General features: G+C 63.6%; 21 protein-coding genes. 7 read left to right on the top strand and 14 right to left on the bottom strand.

The genetic code is table 11. The features are described 5' to 3' along the window. Positions 1 to 75 precede the first annotated feature (75 nt). The 5 genes from KUV26_RS09020 to KUV26_RS09000 all read right to left on the bottom strand — a co-directional run bounded on the left by KUV26_RS09020 (position 76) and on the right by KUV26_RS09000 (position 4,895). Positions 76 to 1,317: an NAD(P)/FAD-dependent oxidoreductase gene (locus KUV26_RS09020; RefSeq protein WP_222508100.1), complete on the bottom strand. Its 1,242-nt coding sequence runs from the start codon at positions 1,315 to 1,317 to the stop codon at positions 76 to 78. A gap of 140 nt (positions 1,318 to 1,457) precedes the next feature. Beyond that, a complete protein-coding gene (locus KUV26_RS09015; RefSeq protein WP_222504328.1) occupies positions 1,458 to 2,093 on the bottom strand; it encodes a 50S ribosomal protein L25/general stress protein Ctc in 636 nt (211 codons plus the stop codon). 124 nt (positions 2,094 to 2,217) lie between these two features. Continuing rightward, positions 2,218 to 3,384, bottom strand: coding sequence for an alpha-hydroxy acid oxidase (locus KUV26_RS09010; RefSeq protein ID WP_222508099.1), 1,167 nt, complete (start codon positions 3,382 to 3,384; stop codon positions 2,218 to 2,220). 139 nt (positions 3,385 to 3,523) lie between these two features. Continuing rightward, positions 3,524 to 4,315 (bottom strand): tryptophan synthase subunit alpha, encoded by a 792-nt coding sequence (gene trpA, locus KUV26_RS09005; protein WP_222504330.1) that lies wholly within the window; start codon positions 4,313 to 4,315, stop codon positions 3,524 to 3,526. An 82-nt stretch (positions 4,316 to 4,397) separates the two neighbouring features. Then, positions 4,398 to 4,895 (bottom strand): acyloxyacyl hydrolase, encoded by a 498-nt coding sequence (locus KUV26_RS09000; protein WP_222504331.1) that lies wholly within the window; start codon positions 4,893 to 4,895, stop codon positions 4,398 to 4,400. Positions 4,896 to 5,119: 224 nt separating this feature from the next. On the opposite strand from KUV26_RS09000, the gene ychF reads away from it, so the two are divergent. Together ychF and KUV26_RS08990 are read left to right on the top strand one after the other, a co-directional pair. After that, the gene (gene ychF, locus KUV26_RS08995; protein WP_222508098.1) at positions 5,120 to 6,217 is read left to right on the top strand and encodes a redox-regulated ATPase YchF; all 1,098 of its coding nucleotides are present in this window, start codon (positions 5,120 to 5,122) and stop codon (positions 6,215 to 6,217) included. Positions 6,218 to 6,368: 151 nt separating this feature from the next. Beyond that, the gene (locus tag KUV26_RS08990) at positions 6,369 to 6,746 is read left to right on the top strand and encodes a DUF2237 family protein (RefSeq protein WP_222504333.1); all 378 of its coding nucleotides are present in this window, start codon (positions 6,369 to 6,371) and stop codon (positions 6,744 to 6,746) included. Between the two features lie 74 nt (positions 6,747 to 6,820). Here the strand turns inward: KUV26_RS08990 and trpB are convergent, their stop codons facing one another. The 4 genes from trpB to ihfB all read right to left on the bottom strand — a co-directional run bounded on the left by trpB (position 6,821) and on the right by ihfB (position 9,909). Then, on the bottom strand, positions 6,821 to 8,080 hold the full coding sequence (gene trpB / locus KUV26_RS08985) for a tryptophan synthase subunit beta (protein ID WP_222504334.1): 1,260 nt from the start codon (positions 8,078 to 8,080) through the stop codon (positions 6,821 to 6,823). Positions 8,081 to 8,573: 493 nt separating this feature from the next. Further along, positions 8,574 to 9,227 (bottom strand): phosphoribosylanthranilate isomerase, encoded by a 654-nt coding sequence (locus KUV26_RS08980; RefSeq protein WP_222508097.1) that lies wholly within the window; start codon positions 9,225 to 9,227, stop codon positions 8,574 to 8,576. Between the two features lie 20 nt (positions 9,228 to 9,247). After that, positions 9,248 to 9,598: a lipopolysaccharide assembly protein LapA domain-containing protein gene (locus KUV26_RS08975; RefSeq protein WP_222508096.1), complete on the bottom strand. Its 351-nt coding sequence runs from the start codon at positions 9,596 to 9,598 to the stop codon at positions 9,248 to 9,250. Then, a complete protein-coding gene (ihfB, locus tag KUV26_RS08970; protein ID WP_315900102.1) occupies positions 9,598 to 9,909 on the bottom strand; it encodes an integration host factor subunit beta in 312 nt (103 codons plus the stop codon). The genes KUV26_RS08975 and ihfB overlap by 1 nt, the downstream gene beginning before the upstream one ends. 503 nt (positions 9,910 to 10,412) lie before the next feature. Between ihfB and KUV26_RS08965 the strand changes: the two genes are divergently transcribed. From KUV26_RS08965 to KUV26_RS08955, 3 genes are all read left to right on the top strand, one after another. Further along, a complete protein-coding gene (locus KUV26_RS08965) occupies positions 10,413 to 11,774 on the top strand; it encodes an ammonium transporter (RefSeq protein WP_261399809.1) in 1,362 nt (453 codons plus the stop codon). 118 nt (positions 11,775 to 11,892) lie between these two features. After that, positions 11,893 to 12,090 carry a hypothetical protein gene (locus KUV26_RS08960; RefSeq protein ID WP_174147203.1) on the top strand — a complete coding sequence of 66 codons (198 nt, stop codon included), beginning with the start codon at positions 11,893 to 11,895 and terminating at the stop codon, positions 12,088 to 12,090. A gap of 228 nt (positions 12,091 to 12,318) precedes the next feature. Further along, on the top strand, positions 12,319 to 12,975 hold the full coding sequence (locus KUV26_RS08955) for a ZinT family metal-binding protein (RefSeq protein ID WP_222508094.1): 657 nt from the start codon (positions 12,319 to 12,321) through the stop codon (positions 12,973 to 12,975). A 33-nt stretch (positions 12,976 to 13,008) separates the two neighbouring features. Here the strand turns inward: KUV26_RS08955 and KUV26_RS23610 are convergent, their stop codons facing one another. Beyond that, positions 13,009 to 13,227, bottom strand: coding sequence for a GDCCVxC domain-containing (seleno)protein (locus tag KUV26_RS23610; RefSeq protein ID WP_261399808.1), 219 nt, complete (start codon positions 13,225 to 13,227; stop codon positions 13,009 to 13,011). A 4-nt stretch (positions 13,228 to 13,231) separates the two neighbouring features. Next, positions 13,232 to 13,555, bottom strand: coding sequence for a hypothetical protein (locus KUV26_RS08950; RefSeq protein ID WP_222508093.1), 324 nt, complete (start codon positions 13,553 to 13,555; stop codon positions 13,232 to 13,234). An 86-nt stretch (positions 13,556 to 13,641) separates the two neighbouring features. On the opposite strand from KUV26_RS08950, the gene KUV26_RS08945 reads away from it, so the two are divergent. Next, positions 13,642 to 14,031, top strand: coding sequence for a MerR family transcriptional regulator (locus KUV26_RS08945; protein WP_222504341.1), 390 nt, complete (start codon positions 13,642 to 13,644; stop codon positions 14,029 to 14,031). 100 nt (positions 14,032 to 14,131) lie between these two features. Here the strand turns inward: KUV26_RS08945 and rpsA are convergent, their stop codons facing one another. The 3 genes from rpsA to KUV26_RS08930 form a co-directional block, all read right to left on the bottom strand. Beyond that, positions 14,132 to 15,811 (bottom strand): 30S ribosomal protein S1, encoded by a 1,680-nt coding sequence (gene rpsA / locus KUV26_RS08940; RefSeq protein ID WP_065269590.1) that lies wholly within the window; start codon positions 15,809 to 15,811, stop codon positions 14,132 to 14,134. Between the two features lie 294 nt (positions 15,812 to 16,105). Beyond that, entirely contained in the window at positions 16,106 to 16,612 is a 507-nt protein-coding gene (locus KUV26_RS08935; protein WP_261398765.1) for a hypothetical protein, read from the bottom strand. 173 nt (positions 16,613 to 16,785) lie between these two features. Then, positions 16,786 to 17,427, bottom strand: a complete 642-nt coding sequence (locus tag KUV26_RS08930) for an NAD(P)H-dependent oxidoreductase (RefSeq protein ID WP_222508092.1) — start codon at positions 17,425 to 17,427, stop codon at positions 16,786 to 16,788. A gap of 123 nt (positions 17,428 to 17,550) precedes the next feature. Here KUV26_RS08930 and KUV26_RS08925 point away from each other — a divergent pair, with 123 nt between their 5' ends. Further along, positions 17,551 to 17,928 carry a winged helix-turn-helix transcriptional regulator gene (locus KUV26_RS08925; protein WP_222508091.1) on the top strand — a complete coding sequence of 126 codons (378 nt, stop codon included), beginning with the start codon at positions 17,551 to 17,553 and terminating at the stop codon, positions 17,926 to 17,928. Positions 17,929 to 17,933: the final 5 nt, after the last annotated feature.

Below are 17,933 nucleotides of genomic sequence, written 5' to 3'. Positions count from 1 at the left end.
GGCGGAGCTCAATCTGCGTTTCAAGGAAACCGAGTGATGCCCTATTTGGCGCCCGGAATCCAGAGCCGCGCGGCTTCAGACATAGCTGCGGCCGGCCGCATAGGGTGCCAGATCGACATTCGGCTGGCGGCCCTCCGCCAGATCCGCGATCAAGCGCCCGGTGATGCCGCCCAGGGTCAGCCCGATGTGCTGGTGCCCGAAGGCATAAAGCACCCGCTCCGACTGCGGGCTGCGGCCGATGACCGGCAGCGAGTCCGGCATCGTCGGGCGGTAGCCCAGCCATTCGCTGCCGGGTGCGGGCAGATCCCCCAGCATCTCCGCCCCCTTGCGGGCGATGTAGGCCAGCCGCCGCGTGTTCATGGGCGCATCCAGCGCCGCGATCTCCACCGTGCCGGTCAGCCGCAACCCCTTTGCATGGGGCACCGCGTAAAACCCGGCCTCGCCCCAGCCCACCGGCCGCGTCACCCGGTGCGCCTCGCCTTCATACATCACGTGGTAGCCGCGCTCGGTGCCCAGGGGCAGACGCTCCGCCCCTGCCCCCGCGATCTGCTTGGAGAATGCACCGCTGGCAATCACTGCATGGCCCGCGGTAAGGCTTTGGCCGCCGGCCTGCACTTCCACGCCGGTGTCTGAAACCCTCACCGCGTCGGCCCTGGCGCGCAGGGTGGTGCCGCCCAGGTCCGTGAACGCCTTGTGCATCCGGGTGATGAATTCCAGCGGATCGCGCAGGCTGCGGGCGGCGTGAAAATGCACCGCGCGCTTTATGGGCAGCTGCAGCCCCGGCTCCATCTCCAGCGCTTCGTCAGGACCCACCTCCCGCCAGGGCACGCCCAGGGCGCGGCGGCGCTCCAGCCCAGCCGTTGCGGCCTTGGCGGCCTTCGCTGTCGACCAGACCGACAGCTGGCCGCGCTCGACCAGCAGATCCTGCGCGCCCGCGGCCTCGATCAGCGGATTGATCCCGGCGTCGGCGTGCGACAGCAGATCCGCCAGATGGCCTGCGATCCGCCGCGACGGGCCGGGGCGGCAGTTGGCCAGGAAAGACAGCATCCAGCCCGGGTTGCGCAGCGCGTGGGCATAAGACAGCGACAGCGGGCTGTCCTTGGAAAACATCAGGCCGGGCAGCGAGGTCAGCACTGAGGGATCATTCACGGGCAGGCAGGCATAGGTCGCCAGGGTGCAAGCATTGCCGTAACTGGTACCGGACCCCGGATCCTCCGGATCGATCAGCAGCACCTTGTGGCCGCGCATCTGCGCCCACAGCGCGCAGCTCATGCCCACCGCCCCTGCGCCCGCGACGGCAATATCGTAATCCGCCATGCCCGTCTCCTCCCGTCCTCAGGCGGAACTGGGGCAGCGGGGCAGGCAAAAGTCAATCGCTTGCGGACGGCCTGCCGCACAAAAGAAAACGGGCCCCCGGTAGGGAGCCCGTGAAACCGTTGCCCGATGGGCGCTGGTTCTTATTCTTCAGCAGCTGCTTCTGCTTCTTCGCCTTCTTCGCCTTCTTCCTCATCGGAAGAGGCCAGGCCTGCCGGCGCTGCGATGTTCGCAATCACGAAGTCGCGGTCGATGGTCGGCTTGGCGCCTGCGGGCAGATCCACGGACGAGATGGTGACCACGTCGCCGATGTTCAGGCCTTCCAGGTCCACAACGATCTTCTCCGGGATATCGCCGGCGGTGACGCTCAGCTCGACTTCCGGACGCACGACGGTCAGCATGCCGCCTTTCTTGATGCCGGGGGCCTTGTCCTCGTTGATGAACTCAACGTGGATGAACAGGTTGATCTTCGAGGTGCGGCGCAGGCGCATCAGGTCGAGGTGGGTCGGCAGGTCCTTGACCACGTCACGCTGAACGTCGCGGCAGATCACGCGCACGTCTTCGTGGCCTTCCACTTTCAGGTTCCACAGGGTGGACTTGAACTGGCCGGCCTTCAGCTTTTTCAGCAGCTCGTTGAACGGAACCTGGATTGCCAGCGGCGCTGCATCGCCACCGTAAACCACACCCGGAACCATGCCTGCGCGGCGCGCAGCGCGAGCGGCGCCCTTGCCCGTCCCCGCACGTTCCTGGACTACGAGATCAGGAATCTCTTTTGCCATCTTAATTCTCCAATATGACTACCGGGATGCCTCCAAGGCTGTCACCCCGCGTGAAGCCGTGCCTATAGACCGGAAAGCAGATCATGGGAAGGGGCAATGCCCCAAGCCCGGTGCCGCCGGCGCATTATTCCTGCCAGCGCCCGCCGAAATCCTGCGGCACCAGCAGATTGTGGCGCCCCAGTCCCTCCACAGAGCGTTCTCCGCACAGCGCCATGGTAGTATCCAGCTCTTTGCGAATCACCTCCAGCGCCGTGCTGACGCCCTTCTGGCCCATTGCACCCAGGCCATAGACAAAGGCGCGGCCGATCATGGTGCCGGTGGCGCCCAGCGCCAGCGCCTTCAGCACGTCCTGACCGGAACGGATACCGCTGTCCAGGTGCACCTCGACGTCGCCGCCGACCGCATCCATGATCTCCGGCAGCATGCGGATCGAGCTCAGCGCCCCGTCCAGCTGGCGGCCGCCGTGGTTCGAAACCACGATGGCATCGGCGCCCAGCCTGGCGGCCATGCGTGCATCCTCGGCGTCCAGGATCCCCTTCAGGATCACCTTGCCGCCCCACATCTCCATCAGCTTTTCGACCTTGCCCCAGTCCAGCGCCGGGTCGAACTGCTCCGCCGTCCAGACCCCAAGCTGCGAGGTGTCGGAGACCCCCTGCACATGGCCGACGATATTGCCGAAGTTGCGCCGCTTGGCGCCCAGCATTTCAATGCCCCAGGCCCATTTGGTCATCAGGTTGGCGATGGTTTTCGGGGTCAGCTTGGGCGGCGCCGACAGCCCGTTCTTCAGGTCCTTGTGGCGCTGGCCCAGGATCTGCAGGTCCAGCGTGATCACCAGTGCCGAGCATTTCGCATCCTTAGCGCGCTGAATCAGGCGGCGGATATAATCCTCGTCCTTCATGGTATAAAGCTGGAACCAGAACGGTTTGGAGGTCGCCTCCGCCACCTCCTCGATCGAGTTGATCGACATGGTCGAGAGCGTGAAGGGCACCCCGAACTCCCCAGCCGCCTTCGCCGCCTTGATCTCGCCGTCGGCGTGCTGCATGCCGGTCAGCCCCACCGGCGCCAGGGCCACCGGCATTGCCACGTCCTGCCCGATCATCCGGCTTGCCGTGGTCCGCCCTGTCATGTCGACCGCCACCCGCTGGCGCAGGCGGATCCGCTCGAAATCCGAGGTGTTCTCGCGGAAGGTCTGCTCGGTCCAGCTGCCGCTTTCGGCATAGTCATAGAACATCCGGGGCACCCGGCGTTCATAGATGCGCTTCAGGTCGTTGATATTGGTGATCACCGGCACCGGTCTCTCTCCCGCTTTTATTTGGTAAAATTTCCTTACCAATTTACCGGTGCATTAGCAACGCCGCCATTGCCGCACCCTGGAAACGCAAAAACCGCCCCCGAAGGAGCGGTTTTCAAACCTGCGGGCAGCGGCTTTCTCAGCCCTTGTGGGCGCCCTCCGCCAGGGACTTCACAAAGGCCAGCACTTCGGCCGGGGATTTGCCCGCGCCGATCTGGCTGACGATGGCACTGCCCACCACTGCGCCGTCGGAGATCGAGGCGATGTTCTGCGCTTTCTCCGGGGTATTGATGCCAAAGCCCACGATGATCGGCAGATCAGTCGCCGCCTTGATGCGGGCAACCTCGGGGCCGACGTCGCCGGCCTCGGCCTCGGCGGCGCCGGTGATGCCGGTGATCGACACGTAATAGACAAAACCGGAGGTGTTCTGCAGCACCTTGGGCAGACGCGCGTCGTCGGTGGTGGGGGTGGCCAGGCGGATGAAGTTCAGCCCCGCCTTCTGCGCCGGGATGCACAGCTCGTCATCTTCTTCGGGCGGCAGGTCCACCACGATCAGCCCGTCGATGCCCGCCGCCTTGGCGTCGGCCAGAAATTTGTCCACGCCGCGGTTGTAGATCGGGTTGTAGTAGCCCATCAGCACGATCGGGGTGGTGTCGTCCTCCTTGCGGAAGTCGGCGGCCAGTTGCAGCGTGCGCTCAAGCGTCATGCCGCCGTCCAGGGCACGCTGGCCGGCCAGCTGGATGGTCGGGCCGTCCGCCATCGGATCGGTGAAGGGCAGGCCCAGTTCGATGATGTCGACACCGGCGCCCGGCAGCCCCTTCACCACCTCCAGCGAGGTGTCGTAGTCGGGGTCGCCCGCCATCACATAGGTGACAAAGGCTTTCTTGCCGGCGGCGTTCAGTTCGGCGAATTTGGCATCGATACGGGTCATGGGCGGGCCTTTTAAAATCTGTCCGCCTTGGTGTGCCGAATGTTGCGCGGGAAATCAATCCCGCGCAGTTTTGCGGCCTGGCTCAGCCGCCCAGCGGAATATGCCAGCGCAGGGTCAGCGAGTTCACGCCCGGGTTCTCATCCGCGGTGGACGCGTTGGACTTGTGGCTGAACGCCAGCGACACCGCCTTGCCGTTGTGGAACCGTTTGCCCACCGCCAGCAGGCTGCGGATCTCGAAGGCGGAGCCCAGATCATTCTCCCGCGAGCTTTCGTGATAGGCCCCCGGCATCACGCTGGTTTCGATGAACCAGTCGTTGTTCAGGTCGATCACGCCGCTGATGCCGACACCGGCAAAAATGTCGCCCGCATCCTGCACCTCCAGCGTGGCGCCGAACCGCGCCGACAGCCGGCCGCGCTCGTGGAACGGCGCATGCAGGTAGTCGAGCGAGAACACCGCCCCGTCATCCGCGGTTTCCCGGTGATAGTCGGAATACCCCAGCCCCAGGGCCACCTCCTGTGCCGCAGCAGGCAGCGCCACGGCTGCCGAAACCGCCGCCGCCAGCATAATTGTCTTCTTCATTTCAAGCCCCTCGAACGTTGCGTGCAGCTGACCGGCAGCTTTCCGCTGCCCAGTGTTACGGTCTTCGCTGCGAAATCTGAAGCCTTCTATGCTGTTTCAGGGCGCAAGCTGTCTGTGAACCCGCGCACAGATTGCAAAAGTGGCACAGCTGCCTGCCACAGGTGCCTTGCGCGCACGCCGAATGCTGCCTAGAAGCAGCTCCCAAGTGGCATCAGGAGGCCGGAATGGGCTTTAAAATGGGAATCGTCGGCCTGCCCAACGTGGGTAAGTCGACACTGTTCAACGCGCTGACCAAGACCGCCTCGGCGCAGGCGGCCAACTTTCCGTTCTGCACCATTGAACCCAACGTGGGCGAAGTGGCAGTTCCGGATGCCCGGCTGGACAAGCTGGCGGCGATCGCCAAATCCAAGCAGATCATCCCGACCCGGATGACATTTGTCGACATCGCGGGCCTGGTCAAGGGCGCCTCCAAGGGCGAAGGCCTCGGCAACCAGTTCCTGGCCAACATCCGCGAGACCGACGCCATCGCCCATGTGCTGCGCTGCTTTGAAGACGGCGACGTGACCCATGTGGACGGCCGCGTCGATCCGGTGACCGATGCCGAAGTGATCGAGACCGAGCTGATGCTTGCCGACCTCGAAAGCATCGAGAAGCGCCGCGCCAACCTGGTGCGCAAGCTGAAGGGCAACGACAAGGAGGCCCAGCAGCAGGACCGCCTGCTGGCCGCCGCCCAGGCGATGCTGGAGGACGGCAAGCCCGCCCGCCTGGTCGAAGTGGATGCCGAGGACGCCAAGGCCTGGAAGATGCTGCAGCTTCTGACCACCAAGCCGGTGCTTTACGTCTGCAACGTGGGCGAGTCGGAATCGGTCGAAGGCAACGCCCATTCCGCCAACGTCGCGGAAATGGCCGCGGCGCAGGGCAACAGCCACGTCATCATCTCCGCCCAGATCGAGGAAGAGATCAGCCAGCTGGAAGCCGAAGAAGCCCAGATGTTCCTGGAGGAAATGGGGCTGGAAGAAGCTGGCCTCGACCGGCTGATCCGTGCCGGCTACGACCTTCTGCACCTGGAGACCTATTTCACCGTCGGCCCCAAGGAAGCCCGCGCCTGGACCATCCGCCAGGGCACCGCTGCGCCGCAGGCCGCCGGCGTCATCCACGGCGATTTCGAGAAGGGCTTCATCCGGGCCGAAACCATTGCCTATGATGATTTCATCGCCTGCAGCGGCGAACAGGGCGCCAAGGAAGCCGGCAAGATGCGGGCTGAAGGCAAGAGCTATGTCGTCAAGGACGGCGACGTGCTGCACTTCCTGTTCAACACCTGATCCGCTTGTCCCGAATAGTTTTCCGCCGCCCGTCAGCCCCGCTGGCGGGCGGTTTGCGTTTGACAGCCCCGCCCCCGCTGCCGGAAATACCGGGACGGGCGGCAGTTTCGCCCTATCATTACACTCAACCGTATCAGGGACGGGGCACCCCATGAACAAAGACGACAGCATCAACGTATTGGGCGGCCCGCTTGCCCCCTGCTCCACCGCGCCGGTGACCGGCTTCTTCCGCGACGGCCATTGCAACACCTGCGCCGAGGATCAGGGCAGCCACACCGTCTGCGTGGTGACCACGGCGGAGTTCCTGGCGTTTTCCAAATATGTCGGCAACGACCTGTCCACCCCGCGCCCCGAGTTCAGCTTCACCGGCCTGCAGCCCGGCGACCGCTGGTGCCTGTGCGCTGCCCGTTTCCTGCAGGCCGCGGACGAGGGCTGCGCGCCCAAGGTAAACCTGGAGGCCACCCACATGCGGGCCTTGGACATCGTGCCGCTGAGCGTGCTGCAAAGCTACGCCGCCGACCCGGCCTGAGCCCGCCCGCGGATAGACTGCAACAAAAAAAGGCGCCCCGCGGGGCGCCTGTTCTTTTTCCGTAATATCCGGTCTCACTCCTCGAAGGTGCGGCCTTCCTCGGTGTCGGACATATCGAAGCCAAGATGCTTGGCGACAGTGAACACATCCTTGTCGCCACGGCCGCACATGTTCATCACGATGATGTGGTCCTTGGGCAGCTCCGGCGCGATCTTCATCACATGCGCCAGCGCGTGGCTGGGCTCGAGCGCCGGGATGATGCCCTCGGTGCGGCAGCTGACCTGGAAGGCCTCCAGCGCTTCCTTGTCGGTGATCGAGACATATTGCGCCCGCCCGGTGTCATGCAGCCAGGAATGCTCCGGCCCGATGCCCGGGTAGTCCAGTCCAGCGGAGATCGAGAAGCCCTCCTGGATCTGGCCGTCCTCGTCCTGCAGCAGGTAGGTGCGGTTGCCGTGCAGCACGCCGGGGCGGCCGCCGGTGAGGGAGGCACAGTGCTGCATCTTGTCGTCGACGCCCTTACCGCCTGCCTCGACGCCAATGATGTTGACCGAAGCGTCATCCAGGAACGGGTGGAACAGGCCGATGGCGTTGGAGCCGCCGCCGATGGCGGCGATCACGGTGTCCGGCAGGCGGCCTTCGCCCTCCTGCTCGGCCAGCTGCCAGCGGACTTCCTTGCCGATGATCGACTGGAAATCACGCACCATTGCCGGATAGGGGTGCGGGCCTGCGGCGGTGCCGATGCAGTAGAAGGTGTCGCGCACGTTGGTCACCCAGTCCCGCAGCGCGTCGTTCATCGCGTCCTTCAGGGTGCCGCGGCCGGAGGTCACCGGGATCACCTCGGCGCCCAGCAGGCGCATGCGGAAGACGTTGGGCGCCTGGCGCTTCACGTCGTGGGCGCCCATGTAGACGATGCACTTCAGCCCGAACTTGGCGCAGACGGTGGCCGTGGCGACGCCGTGCTGGCCGGCGCCGGTCTCGGCGATGATGCGGGTCTTGCCCATGCGCCGCGCCAGCAGGATCTGGCCCAGCACGTTATTCACCTTATGCGCGCCGGTGTGATTGAGCTCGTCGCGCTTCATGTAGATCTTGGCCCCGCCGAGTTCCGCACTGAGGCGCTCGGCATGGTACAGCGGGCTGGGGCGGCCGACGTAGTGTTTCCACAGATTGTCCATTTCGGCCCAGAAGGAGGGGTCGTCCTTGGCTTTGTTGTATTCTTCCTCAAGGCTCAGGATCAGCGGCATCAGGGTTTCAGACACGAAACGCCCGCCGAAGATGCCGAAGCGGCCGTTTTCGTCCGGACCGTTCATGAAGCTGTTGAAAAGATCGTCGGCCATGGTTCTTCCCTCACTTTCGCAGCGCCCGCCATGACTATAGCGCAGCGGGGTCCGGGTAAAGGGAGATTGCGCAACCGGATGCGCCCGGCCAAGGCCCCTGCCCCGCCGGTGTGCTGCTGCTATCTGCTGTCTGCTGCCTGTCCTGAGAGACGGACGGATAAGGATGGCGGCGCCGCCACAGGGCGGAGGCGGGACGGGAGGGTTGCTCCCGCACGCGAAACGTCGTCTGTGCGTGCCCGTACCAATGGGCCCAGTTCCCAAGTGCCGGGGGTGTCAGGCCCGGCTGGTGACCGCGATCAGGAAAGATCATGACATATGGGACTTAAGATCGCGTGTGACCAGCGTACGCCGGGGGCGCAACACCTTGGGCGCTGCGGTTGCGCTGTGAGTATTTTTAAAAAGATGAAGGCGCAGGCCCAGTGTTTTCATCTTTCTCCAAATACTCAAATTCCGCTCTCTGCAAATCAGGCTTAAGGGGCAGCCGCGGGAGCCGTCAGCCGCGGGCGGCCAAGGCTGCCTTCGTGAAGGCCTCGATCAGACCCGAATCCTTCTCCCCCGGTGCGCTTTCGACGCCGGAGGAGACATCCACTTGCCGGGCTCCGGTCATGCGGATGGCCTCCGCCACGTTTTCCGGCGTCAGCCCGCCGGCCAGCATCCAGGGTTTCTGCCAGTATTTGCGCCCGGCCAGCAGCCGCCAGTCGAAGGAGAGGCCGTTGCCGCCTGGCAGCTCTGCCTCCTTGGGCGGCTTGGCATCGATCAGCAGCTGGTCGGCCACCTGTTCATATAGCGCGATCTGCGGCACGTCCGAAGCATCGGCGATGCCCACCGCCTTCATCACCGGCAGGCCGTAGCGGGCGCGCACTTCGGCCACACGCTCCGGGCTTTCCTTGCCGTGGAGCTGCAGCATGTCGAGCGGCACCGCGCCGGTGATGGCGTCCAGATCATCGTCCGAGGCATTTACCGTCAGCGCCACCTTGCACAGCCCGATAGGCGCCTCGACGGCCAGCGCGGCGGCCTGGGCGATGGAGACATTGCGCGGCGATTTCGGGAAGAACACAAAGCCTGCAAAGGCCGCCCCGGCTGCTGCAACGGCAGCCACATCCTGCGGGGTGCTGAGTCCGCAGATCTTGACCCGGATGTCCGTCATGGCCCGTTACTTTTCCCGTATCAGTTCGCGTCTTCGAGAAGCGCCAGGACCTCGTCCTTGCCTTCGTTCTTCTGCTTCTTGAGCCGGGTCACTTCGCGGTTCAGCTTGCGCGCCTCGCGCGCTTTCTGGGCCGCTTCGCTGCGGTGCTTGTGCTCGCGGATCCACTCCCACAGGAAGCCGATCACCAGCCCGGCACCGACCCCGCCCAGCACCACCACAAACAGCGGCAGCGCGATGCTGTAGTTGAAGCCAAACAGCTCCGCCAATGCCGACGGCATCAGTTTCAGCTCAACCACCTTGCTGTTGGCCAGACAGACGGACACCAGCACAACGGCCAGCGCCCCCAGAACCGCGTAGCGAATGTAACGCATCAGGCTTTCCCGTTCAGGCGGTCCCTCAAGAGCTTACCCGTCTTGAAGAACGGCACATGTTTTTCCTCGACTTCGACCGTCTCGCCGGTGCGCGGATTGCGGCCGACGCGCGCGTCCCGCTTCTTGACCGAAAAGGCGCCGAAGCCGCGCAGTTCGACCCGGTCGCCGCGGGCCATGGCGTCGGTCACTTCCTCGAACACCGTGTTCACGATCCTCTCTACATCCCGCTGATACAGGTGCGGGTTTTCATCTGCAATCTTCTGAATCAACTCAGAGCGGATCATGTTCTTTTTCCTCCCAGGTGCCGGTATGTTTTGGCTATTGTTCTGAGAGTATAGGAAAAATTCGAGCCCGGGGGAACAAAATGCCGCGGGGCCGGCGGGCAAATCGGCAGCTGTTTGCCCGCTTTTCCGGACTCAAAGGGCGTTTCCCGGGCGGCAAATCGCTGCCGCAGCGCGGCATCGGCGCCGGAGCAGCGCATAGAGGCCCGGTTGATTCGGAAGGCCGCGGGCCGCAGCCGGAAGCGGCAGGACGCCATCGCCATCCCGGTCCGGCAGCGCCGGATGCGGCATCTGCCCGCCCCTGATGCCGCATATGAAACTATATTTCCGCTAGGTAAAATTTTTCTTTGTAAAGCGCCCGGCATCGCCCATCCTTTTCTGAACCGGGCGCGTCAGAAAACTGACAGGCCCCGGTGCCTTCGAACCGGCGCGCCCGCCTCCTGGCGGCAACGGGCGCCGGCCTGCCAAAGCCGGTGGCAAACAACCGGCAGGACGGCAAACCAACTTGGAGAGAACTGGAAATGCCATTGGACATGAGCACGATACATGTGCAGCAAGTTACCCTGAATTCCCTGGTGCAGAACATCCTGTACGCATCGGGAATCGTCGGGGCCATCCTGGTCGTCGTAGGCCTGCTGCTGATCGACGCGGGCACCGCGCGACGCAGGAACCTGTTCAACTCGACCATCGAGAAGACGCTGGGGTTCTTCCTCGGCTTTGCCACTTACTACGTCATCGGTTTCGGCCTGTGGGCCGGGCAGTATTACATCATGGAAGGCGCCACCATGATGGATTCCATCAGGGACTGGTGGCTGGGCGGCGCCATGACAAACGCTCTGGCGCATCACACCGACCCGGCGACCTTTCCGGGGCTGAACACCTTCCAGATCTTCGTCTTCTTCCTGGCGGTGTTTGCCGGGATCATCAACATCCTGCTGCATTTCGCGGTGTCTGAGCGGATGAAGGCCTCGGCCTATTTCATCACCTGCATCGTGGCCGCGGTGGTGTCCTCGGCGCTCAGCTGGGCGACCTGGGGCTCGGTCGGGCCGCTGACCAATGCCGGTTTCCACGACTTCTTCGGCGTCGGTTTCGTCTATCTGTTCCCAGCCGGCATGGCGCTGGTGTTCACCCCGAAGCTGGGCGCCCGCCCCGGCATGATGGAACCGCACCCGCGGATCTCGGCCTATCTGGCTCCCAGCATCGGCCTCTGCGCGCCGGGCCTGCTGCTGATCTTCGCCGGCCTGCCGATGGTGATCCTGTCCTGCCTGTTCTTCTTTGACCCCGAAGCGCTTGCGGTCAGCATCACCATGGCCGACACCAGTGTCGGCGTTGCAATCAACAATTACGCCCTGGTCTGGGCAGGCGGCGCGGTGACCGGTCTGGTCATCGCCTATGCCACCGGCAAATACGCCTATACGCTGCTGGGGCCGCTGGCAGGCTACGTCGCGGGCGCCTCCGGCTTTGATGTCTACCTGCCCTGGCAGGCCTTCATCGTCGGCCTGGTGGCACCTTTTGCGGCCTTCGTGGTTTACGAGTTCACCCTGAAACGCGGTGTTGACGAGCACAAGCTGTTCCCGCTGTTCCTGGGCTCCGGCACCCTCGGTCTGGTGCTGCTGGGCCTGTTCAAGGCAGGCACCCCGCGCGGCGGCTACTTTGGCGTCGAGGAAGGCGCCTATGCCTTCCAGCACGGCGAGATCTCGCTGGTGATGCAGCTCGTAGGCACCGCCGCCTGCATCGGCACCGGTGTTGTCACCGCACTGATCCTGTCGTTCCTGCTGGAGCGCACCGTGGGGCTGAAGGTGTCCGAGGACGACCAGATCGACGGGCTGGACGGCAAGAACTGGGATCTGGAGCCGGATGTTGTTACCCATGCTGACAGCACCCAGCGTGCCTGATCCCGCCTGACGCATTCTGAAGAGGCCCCGGCAGACGCCGGGGCCTTTTTTTGTTCCCGCAGGCCTGATGACCCGAGAATCGGCTATAGTCGGCGTCATCAATAGAGAGGAGACGACCATGCTGTACCCGCTTGCTTCGCTTGAGGCCGACAAACTGGACGCGATCAAGAGCCTGGAAAAGGACATCGGCAGCCCGGTGGTGGCGCTGGCAGGCGTAGAGGCAAACACCGCCGCCCTGCCGGAGGAGCAGCTGAAGAAGCTGCAGGAACTGGAACAGGAACTGGGTGTTGTTCTGGTGGCAGTGCGGCCGAACTAGGCAGGGCGACCGGTACAGTCTGCGCGGTATCCGGGCAGGCCAACCTGACAGGGGAGAACGCCCGCCCGGCGCCACAGGCAGCAGCCGGGCGCCTGCGGATATCGCCCGGCCCGGCCCCCGCCGTGCATGTGCCCCCGCCAACTATGGACCAGCGCCCTTGCAAGGATCAGGCAAAAGTTTTAGTCAGTGTTAGTTATGTTATTACATTTCAATCAGCGAGAGAATCCAATGACCAAGACCAAACTGATCTCCCTCCCTGCTCTTGCGGCCGGAGCGCTGCTGCTTTCGGCGGCGCTGCCTGCGGCTGCCGCTAGCACGCACAATCACAGTCACGAGCAGACCGTGGCAGCAAAGCGCATCTACAAGGGGTATTTCGAGGACAGCGAGATCCAGCCACGCCCCCTGTCCGACTGGGAAGGCGACTGGCAGTCGGTGTTCCCCTACCTGGAGAACGGCACACTGGACCCCGTGCTGGAAGACCGCGCCGCCCATGGCAGCAAAACCGTTGAGGAATACCGCGCCTATTACACAACGGGCTATGGCACCGAAACGGACAGCATCCGCATCGACGGGCAGACGGTAAGCTTCACCACGGATGCAGGCACCGTCAGCGGAACCTACGTTTCCGACGGCCACGAGATCCTGACCTACGACAAGGGCAACCGCGGCGTGCGCTATATCTTCAGGAAGGAAAGCGGCGACGCGGCGGCCCCCGGTTACATCCAGTTCAGCGACCACCGCATCGCGCCCGAAAAGGTCAGCCATTACCATCTGTACTGGGGCGATGTTCGCGCCGAGGTTCTGAAAGAGCTGACCAACTGGCCGACTTACTACCCCGCCTCGATGAGCGGCGAAGACATCGTGCACGAAATGCTGGCACACTGATTCCACAGGGCTGATCCGGGCCAGCGTCCGCGGTCAGCCACAGCAGCCGCCGCCCCGCTGCACCGGCGGGCACGGGACGGTGGCGTAAGAGCAGAACACGCAGCAATCGCCGGGCTGCGGCTTCAGAACGATGCCGCAGGATCTGCATTCATAGAACCACTGGCAGGTCTCCGTTGGCATGGTCTCCGTCTCTCTATGGCCGCACTCCGGGCAGGTCAGGGTGCATTGCAATTCTATCGGCTGGTCAGTCATCGGCTCACATCTGCATAATAAGATAATCGTTTATCCGGCTCTCGTTCAGCGCGATCAGCCAGGCCACGGCGGTCAGCGCGGCACTGCCGGCAAGCCACCACCTGAAACGGGCCAGCGCCCCCCGCGTGTGCGACAGCCATCCGGCGACCAGCAGCAGCGCTGTTGACAGGAACAGCACGTGATAGCTGGCGGCGGCGATCAGGCCAAATACCGCAAGTCCGCTGCCGCCGATTCCCAGAAGCATCAGCATCACGGGCAAAACACAGCAGGCCGCCGCCAGCAGCGCCGACGCGGATCCAAGGTAACTCAGTCTCAGGTATTTCTGCATCTGCCGCCTTTCAGCGCGGGTTTGCCGCAAGGTCCGGCCGCAGGTATACTTCCTGTAGCGACTACAGGATCAAGCAGGAAAAAAAGATGATCCCCATCGGAGAAGCGTCCCGCCGGAGCGGCGTCGGGATCGAGACCATCCGCTATTATGAGCGCGAGGGCATCGTGCCCAAGCCTGCGCGGGCGTCGAACAACCGGCGGCTGTACTCCGACGGCGATGTCGGGCGTCTGCGTCTTCTGAAGAAGTGCCGCGCGCTGGGTTTCCCGCTGGCGGACGCAAAGGCGCTGCTGGACCTGTCGGAGGAAGGCAGCACCGATTGCCAATCGGTCAAGGCGCTGGCAGAGCAGCACATCGCCAATGTGCGCAGCAAAATCGCCGAGCTGGAACGCCTGGACGCAGCCTTGCATGAGCTGAGCGGGAACTGTGACAGCGGCAATGTTTCCTGCCCGATGCTGACCCGGCTGCAAGACGGCTGAGGCGGAGGCGCGGGCTGGCTGCCCGGACAGCCAGCCTGGACAAAAAAAGCCCCGCAGTTTCCTGCGGGGCTTAGTTTTGTCAGCCGTGAGGCCGGGGAGCTTAGTCGCCCGACTTCAGTGCGGCGCCCAGGATGTCGCCCAGCGATGCGCCGGAGTCCGAGGAGCCATACTGCTCGACTGCTTCTTTTTCTTCCGCGATCTCGCGCGCCTTGATGGACAGGCCCAGGCGGCGGGTCTTGGAGTCGACGTTGGTGACGCGCACGTCGACCTTGTCGCCAACCGAGAAACGCTCGGGGCGCTGGTCGGCACGGTCGCGGGACAGGTCGGAGCGGCGGATGAAGGACTTCATGCCTTCATATTCCACTTCGATGCCGCCGTCTTCGATTGCGGTCACTTCAACGGTCACGATGGAGCCGCGCTTCACGCCGCCCACGGCTTCGGCGAACTTGTCACCGCCCAGGGCTTTGATCGACAGCGAGATACGCTCTTTCTCGACGTCCACTTCGGAGACAACGGCCGAAACCATGTCGCCTTTGCGGTAGTTCTGGATCGCATCTTCGCCGCGCTCGTCCCAGGACAGGTCGGACAGGTGAACCATGCCGTCGATGTCGCCGTCGAGGCCGATGAACAGACCGAATTCGGTGATGTTCTTGACTTCGCCTTCGACCTGGGTGCCTTCCGGGTGGGTCTCCGCAAAGACTTCCCACGGGTTGCGCATGGTCTGCTTGAGGCCCAGGGACACGCGGCGCTTGGCACCGTCGATTTCCAGAACCATGACGTCGACTTCCTGGGAAGTGGAGACGATCTTGCCCGGGTGGACGTTCTTCTTGGTCCAGGACATCTCGGAGACGTGGACCAGACCTTCGACACCCGGCTCCAGCTCAACAAATGCACCGTAATCGGTGATGTTGGTGACGCGGCCCTTGTGCACGGAGGACAGCGGGTACTTGGCGCCAACCAGATCCCACGGATCTTCCTGCAGCTGCTTCATGCCGAGGGAGATGCGGTGGGTCTCTTTGTTGATCTTGATGACCTGAACCTTGACGGTTTCGCCGATCGACAGGATCTCGGAGGGGTGGTTCACACGGCGCCATGCCATGTCGGTGACGTGCAGCAGGCCGTCAACGCCGCCCAGGTCAACAAATGCACCGTATTCGGTGATGTTCTTGACGACACCGTCGACTGCCTGGCCTTCGGACAGGTTGCCGATGACTTCGGCGCGCTGCTCGGCGCGGGACTCTTCGAGGATCGCGCGGCGGGAGACAACGATGTTGCCGCGGCGGCGGTCCATTTTCAGGATCTGGAACGGCTGCTTCAGACCCATCAGCGGGCCTGCGTCGCGCACGGGGCGCACGTCAACCTGCGAGCCGGGCAGGAAGGCAACAGCGCCGCCCAGGTCGACAGTGAAGCCGCCTTTGACGCGGCCGAAGATCGCGCCTTCGACGCGCTGATCGTCTGCGTAGGCTTTTTCCAGGCGGTCCCAGGCTTCCTCGCGGCGGGCCATCTCGCGGGAGATGACGGCTTCGCCACGGGCGTTTTCAGCGGCGCGCAGGAAGACTTCCACTTCGTCGCCGACTGCGATTTCAGCCGCTTCGCCGGGGTTTGCGAATTCTTTCAGATCAACGCGGCCTTCCATTTTGTAGCCGACGTCGATGATGGCCTGGCCGGCTTCAATTGCCAGCACTTTGCCTTTGACAACCGAACCTTCGTCCGGAGTGTCCATTTCGAAGCTTTCGTTCAGGAGGGCTTCGAATTCCTCCATCGATGCGTTTTGAGCCATGAGGTCTCAGGTTTCCTTTACTAAGTGTTTTCTGGCCATGCGGTTGTCTCCGCCGGTCTTGGTTCAGCCAGTCCAGTTCGTGGCCCGGCGCATATCTGATCAAACAAACACAAAGGGCCGAGGTGTTCCTCAGCCCTGCTCAGATATGCCGCCCGGACGTTAGCCGCCCATGTTCTGACAGCGCGCGATATAGGCGGTTTCCCAACGTTGCGCAAGGGAAAAGCCCTTCATGGCAAGGGGGCAACGCATTTGCACCGCCGGTGCCTGCCGCACCCAGGTGCCGCCTTGGCCGCGTCAGCCGGGATCCGGGCCGCGGTATTCATCCTCCAGCAGAACCACCGCCGTCAGAAGATAGTCCACGCCGCCCGCTTCCCCAAGCAGGGGAAGGTAGATTTCTGAAGTGCTGCGGTAGCCAGGCAAAGGGCCGACGTAGGGCAAAGACACCAGCAGAGGGCCGGGGCTGGCAGCGGCTTCTGAAAAGCAGCTCCAGATCCTTGATCCCGGGCCAAACCCCTCATGTTCGGACAGCCGGGTGCCAACGAACTTGTCGCGCAGCGTGTTGCTGATCCTGCTGCGCGCATAAAGCGCCTTGAAATCGGCTGGCTCTCCCGTTTCCGACCGCTCTATTTCATAGACAGAGAGGATATTGGGGGCGTGCGGGGTGTTGGGAAGGCCGAACTCCGTGAGCTTCGGAAAGGCTCCGTCTTCCGACGCATTCCGCCACTGGAAGAACACGGCCTTCAGCTCCGGCGCCAGTTCGCCCGCTGAAAAATCAGACGTAAACAGGCTTTGGCGGCCCAAGGCACATCACTCCAAATCACCGCGGCTTCCGGTAAGCCGCCATCACTCGCAACTAAGACTTCCCGCCTAACGTATCTGAATTCAGTATATTAAAGGTTTCCGGCGGCCAGAAAGGCCGCAGGTGCAGCGGCGGGCCGCGCGATGTGCCGGCCGCCCCCGCCGCTGCAAAGACCTCAGACGATGTCGGTCACGATGGCTTCACGGGACTTGCGGACCTTTTTCATCGGCAGCAGCCAGTCGCCGTCCTCCTGGCGGTAGCCAAGCGGCAGCAGGAGGACTGAGCGCAGGCCCTTCTCGCGAAGCCCCAGGATTTCGTCGATTTTCTCAGGCGTGAAACCTTCCATCGGAGTGCTGTCCACCTCCAGTTCCGCCGCGGCGGCCAGGGCAAAGCCCAGCGCGATATAAGCCTGACGGGCGGCGTGGTCGTGGTTGGTGCGCTCCTCGCGCGGCAGGTAGGTGGCCTTGAGGTTATCATAATACTGGTTCAGCATCGGGATCTCGCCGCGCTCCTCGGTCATCTGGCGGGTCACCGCGTCGATGCGGTCTTCGGAGTAGTTGTCCCAGGCGGCAAAGACGATGAGATGCGAGCCGTCGGTGATCTGGGCCTGGTCCCAGGCGTGCGGGCGGATCTGCGCGCGGATCTCCGGGCTGGTGATCACGAAAACCTCGAACGGCTGGGTGCCGGAGGAGGTCGGCGCCATGCGGATCGCCTCGATGATCTGATCGACCTTCTCCTGCGGGACCGCTTTGGAGGGGTCCATCTTCTTGGTGGCGTAACGCCAGTTCAGCTTCTCGATCAGGGGGCTCTTGCTCATGTTTCCGGTCCTTTCGGGGATTGCGTGAAGGCTGGTATAAATTTGTGACCGGCTATATAAGCAGCACTGGAATGGACACAAGAAGGCACATTCCTGAGCCCAGGTTACACGGAAGGAACCACCATGGCAGAGCCACAATGCCCGGAGTGCGGCCGTATCAACGAGGTGCTGTCGCGGGTCGGCGACCGCTGGAGCGTGCTGGTCGTGATCTCTTTGGCGCAATACGGTGTGCTGCGGTTCAACGCCCTGAAGCGGCATCTTGGGATTTCCCAGCGCATGCTGAGCCTCACCTTGCGCGAGCTGGAACGCGACGGGCTGGTGAGCCGCACCTATCACCCGACAATCCCGCCCAAAGTGGAGTACGCTCTGACGCCGCTGGGGGAGTCATTCCGTGAGCCGGTCAAGGCGCTGGGGCTATGGGCGCTGGAGCATCTGCCGGCGATCGACGCGGCACGGGCCGAATATGATGCCGCCGCGGAGGCGGAGAAGAAGACCGCTTGATGCTG

The sequence above is a fragment of the Leisingera daeponensis genome (assembly GCF_019801465.1).
In the GTDB taxonomy this organism is placed as follows: Bacteria; Pseudomonadota; Alphaproteobacteria; order Rhodobacterales; family Rhodobacteraceae; genus Leisingera; species Leisingera daeponensis_A.
Note: the sequence above shows the minus strand (reverse complement) of the source record. Positions and strands in the feature narration are given on the sequence as shown.

What these genes read in the sequence shown, in the direction of transcription:
- KUV26_RS08945 (WP_222504341.1), top strand. Translation starts at nt 13,642, where the DNA reads ATGATCCCCATCGGAGAAGCGTCCCGCCGGAGCGGCGTCGGGATCGAG.
- KUV26_RS08990 (WP_222504333.1), top strand. Translation starts at nt 6,369, where the DNA reads ATGAACAAAGACGACAGCATCAACGTATTGGGCGGCCCGCTTGCCCCC.
- rpsA (WP_065269590.1), bottom strand. Translation starts at nt 15,811, where the DNA reads ATGGCTCAAAACGCATCGATGGAGGAATTCGAAGCCCTCCTGAACGAA.
- trpB (WP_222504334.1), bottom strand. Translation starts at nt 8,080, where the DNA reads ATGGCCGACGATCTTTTCAACAGCTTCATGAACGGTCCGGACGAAAAC.
- KUV26_RS08980 (WP_222508097.1), bottom strand. Translation starts at nt 9,227, where the DNA reads ATGACGGACATCCGGGTCAAGATCTGCGGACTCAGCACCCCGCAGGAT.
- KUV26_RS08955 (WP_222508094.1), top strand. Translation starts at nt 12,319, where the DNA reads ATGACCAAGACCAAACTGATCTCCCTCCCTGCTCTTGCGGCCGGAGCG.
- KUV26_RS09015 (WP_222504328.1), bottom strand. Translation starts at nt 2,093, where the DNA reads ATGGCAAAAGAGATTCCTGATCTCGTAGTCCAGGAACGTGCGGGGACG.
- KUV26_RS09020 (WP_222508100.1), bottom strand. Translation starts at nt 1,317, where the DNA reads ATGGCGGATTACGATATTGCCGTCGCGGGCGCAGGGGCGGTGGGCATG.
- KUV26_RS08925 (WP_222508091.1), top strand. Translation starts at nt 17,551, where the DNA reads ATGGCAGAGCCACAATGCCCGGAGTGCGGCCGTATCAACGAGGTGCTG.
- KUV26_RS08950 (WP_222508093.1), bottom strand. Translation starts at nt 13,555, where the DNA reads ATGCAGAAATACCTGAGACTGAGTTACCTTGGATCCGCGTCGGCGCTG.
- ychF (WP_222508098.1), top strand. Translation starts at nt 5,120, where the DNA reads ATGGGCTTTAAAATGGGAATCGTCGGCCTGCCCAACGTGGGTAAGTCG.
- KUV26_RS08960 (WP_174147203.1), top strand. Translation starts at nt 11,893, where the DNA reads ATGCTGTACCCGCTTGCTTCGCTTGAGGCCGACAAACTGGACGCGATC.
- KUV26_RS08975 (WP_222508096.1), bottom strand. Translation starts at nt 9,598, where the DNA reads ATGCGTTACATTCGCTACGCGGTTCTGGGGGCGCTGGCCGTTGTGCTG.
- KUV26_RS09000 (WP_222504331.1), bottom strand. Translation starts at nt 4,895, where the DNA reads ATGAAGAAGACAATTATGCTGGCGGCGGCGGTTTCGGCAGCCGTGGCG.
- KUV26_RS23610 (WP_261399808.1), bottom strand. Translation starts at nt 13,227, where the DNA reads ATGACTGACCAGCCGATAGAATTGCAATGCACCCTGACCTGCCCGGAG.
- KUV26_RS08930 (WP_222508092.1), bottom strand. Translation starts at nt 17,427, where the DNA reads ATGAGCAAGAGCCCCCTGATCGAGAAGCTGAACTGGCGTTACGCCACC.
- KUV26_RS08965 (WP_261399809.1), top strand. Translation starts at nt 10,413, where the DNA reads ATGAGCACGATACATGTGCAGCAAGTTACCCTGAATTCCCTGGTGCAG.
- trpA (WP_222504330.1), bottom strand. Translation starts at nt 4,315, where the DNA reads ATGACCCGTATCGATGCCAAATTCGCCGAACTGAACGCCGCCGGCAAG.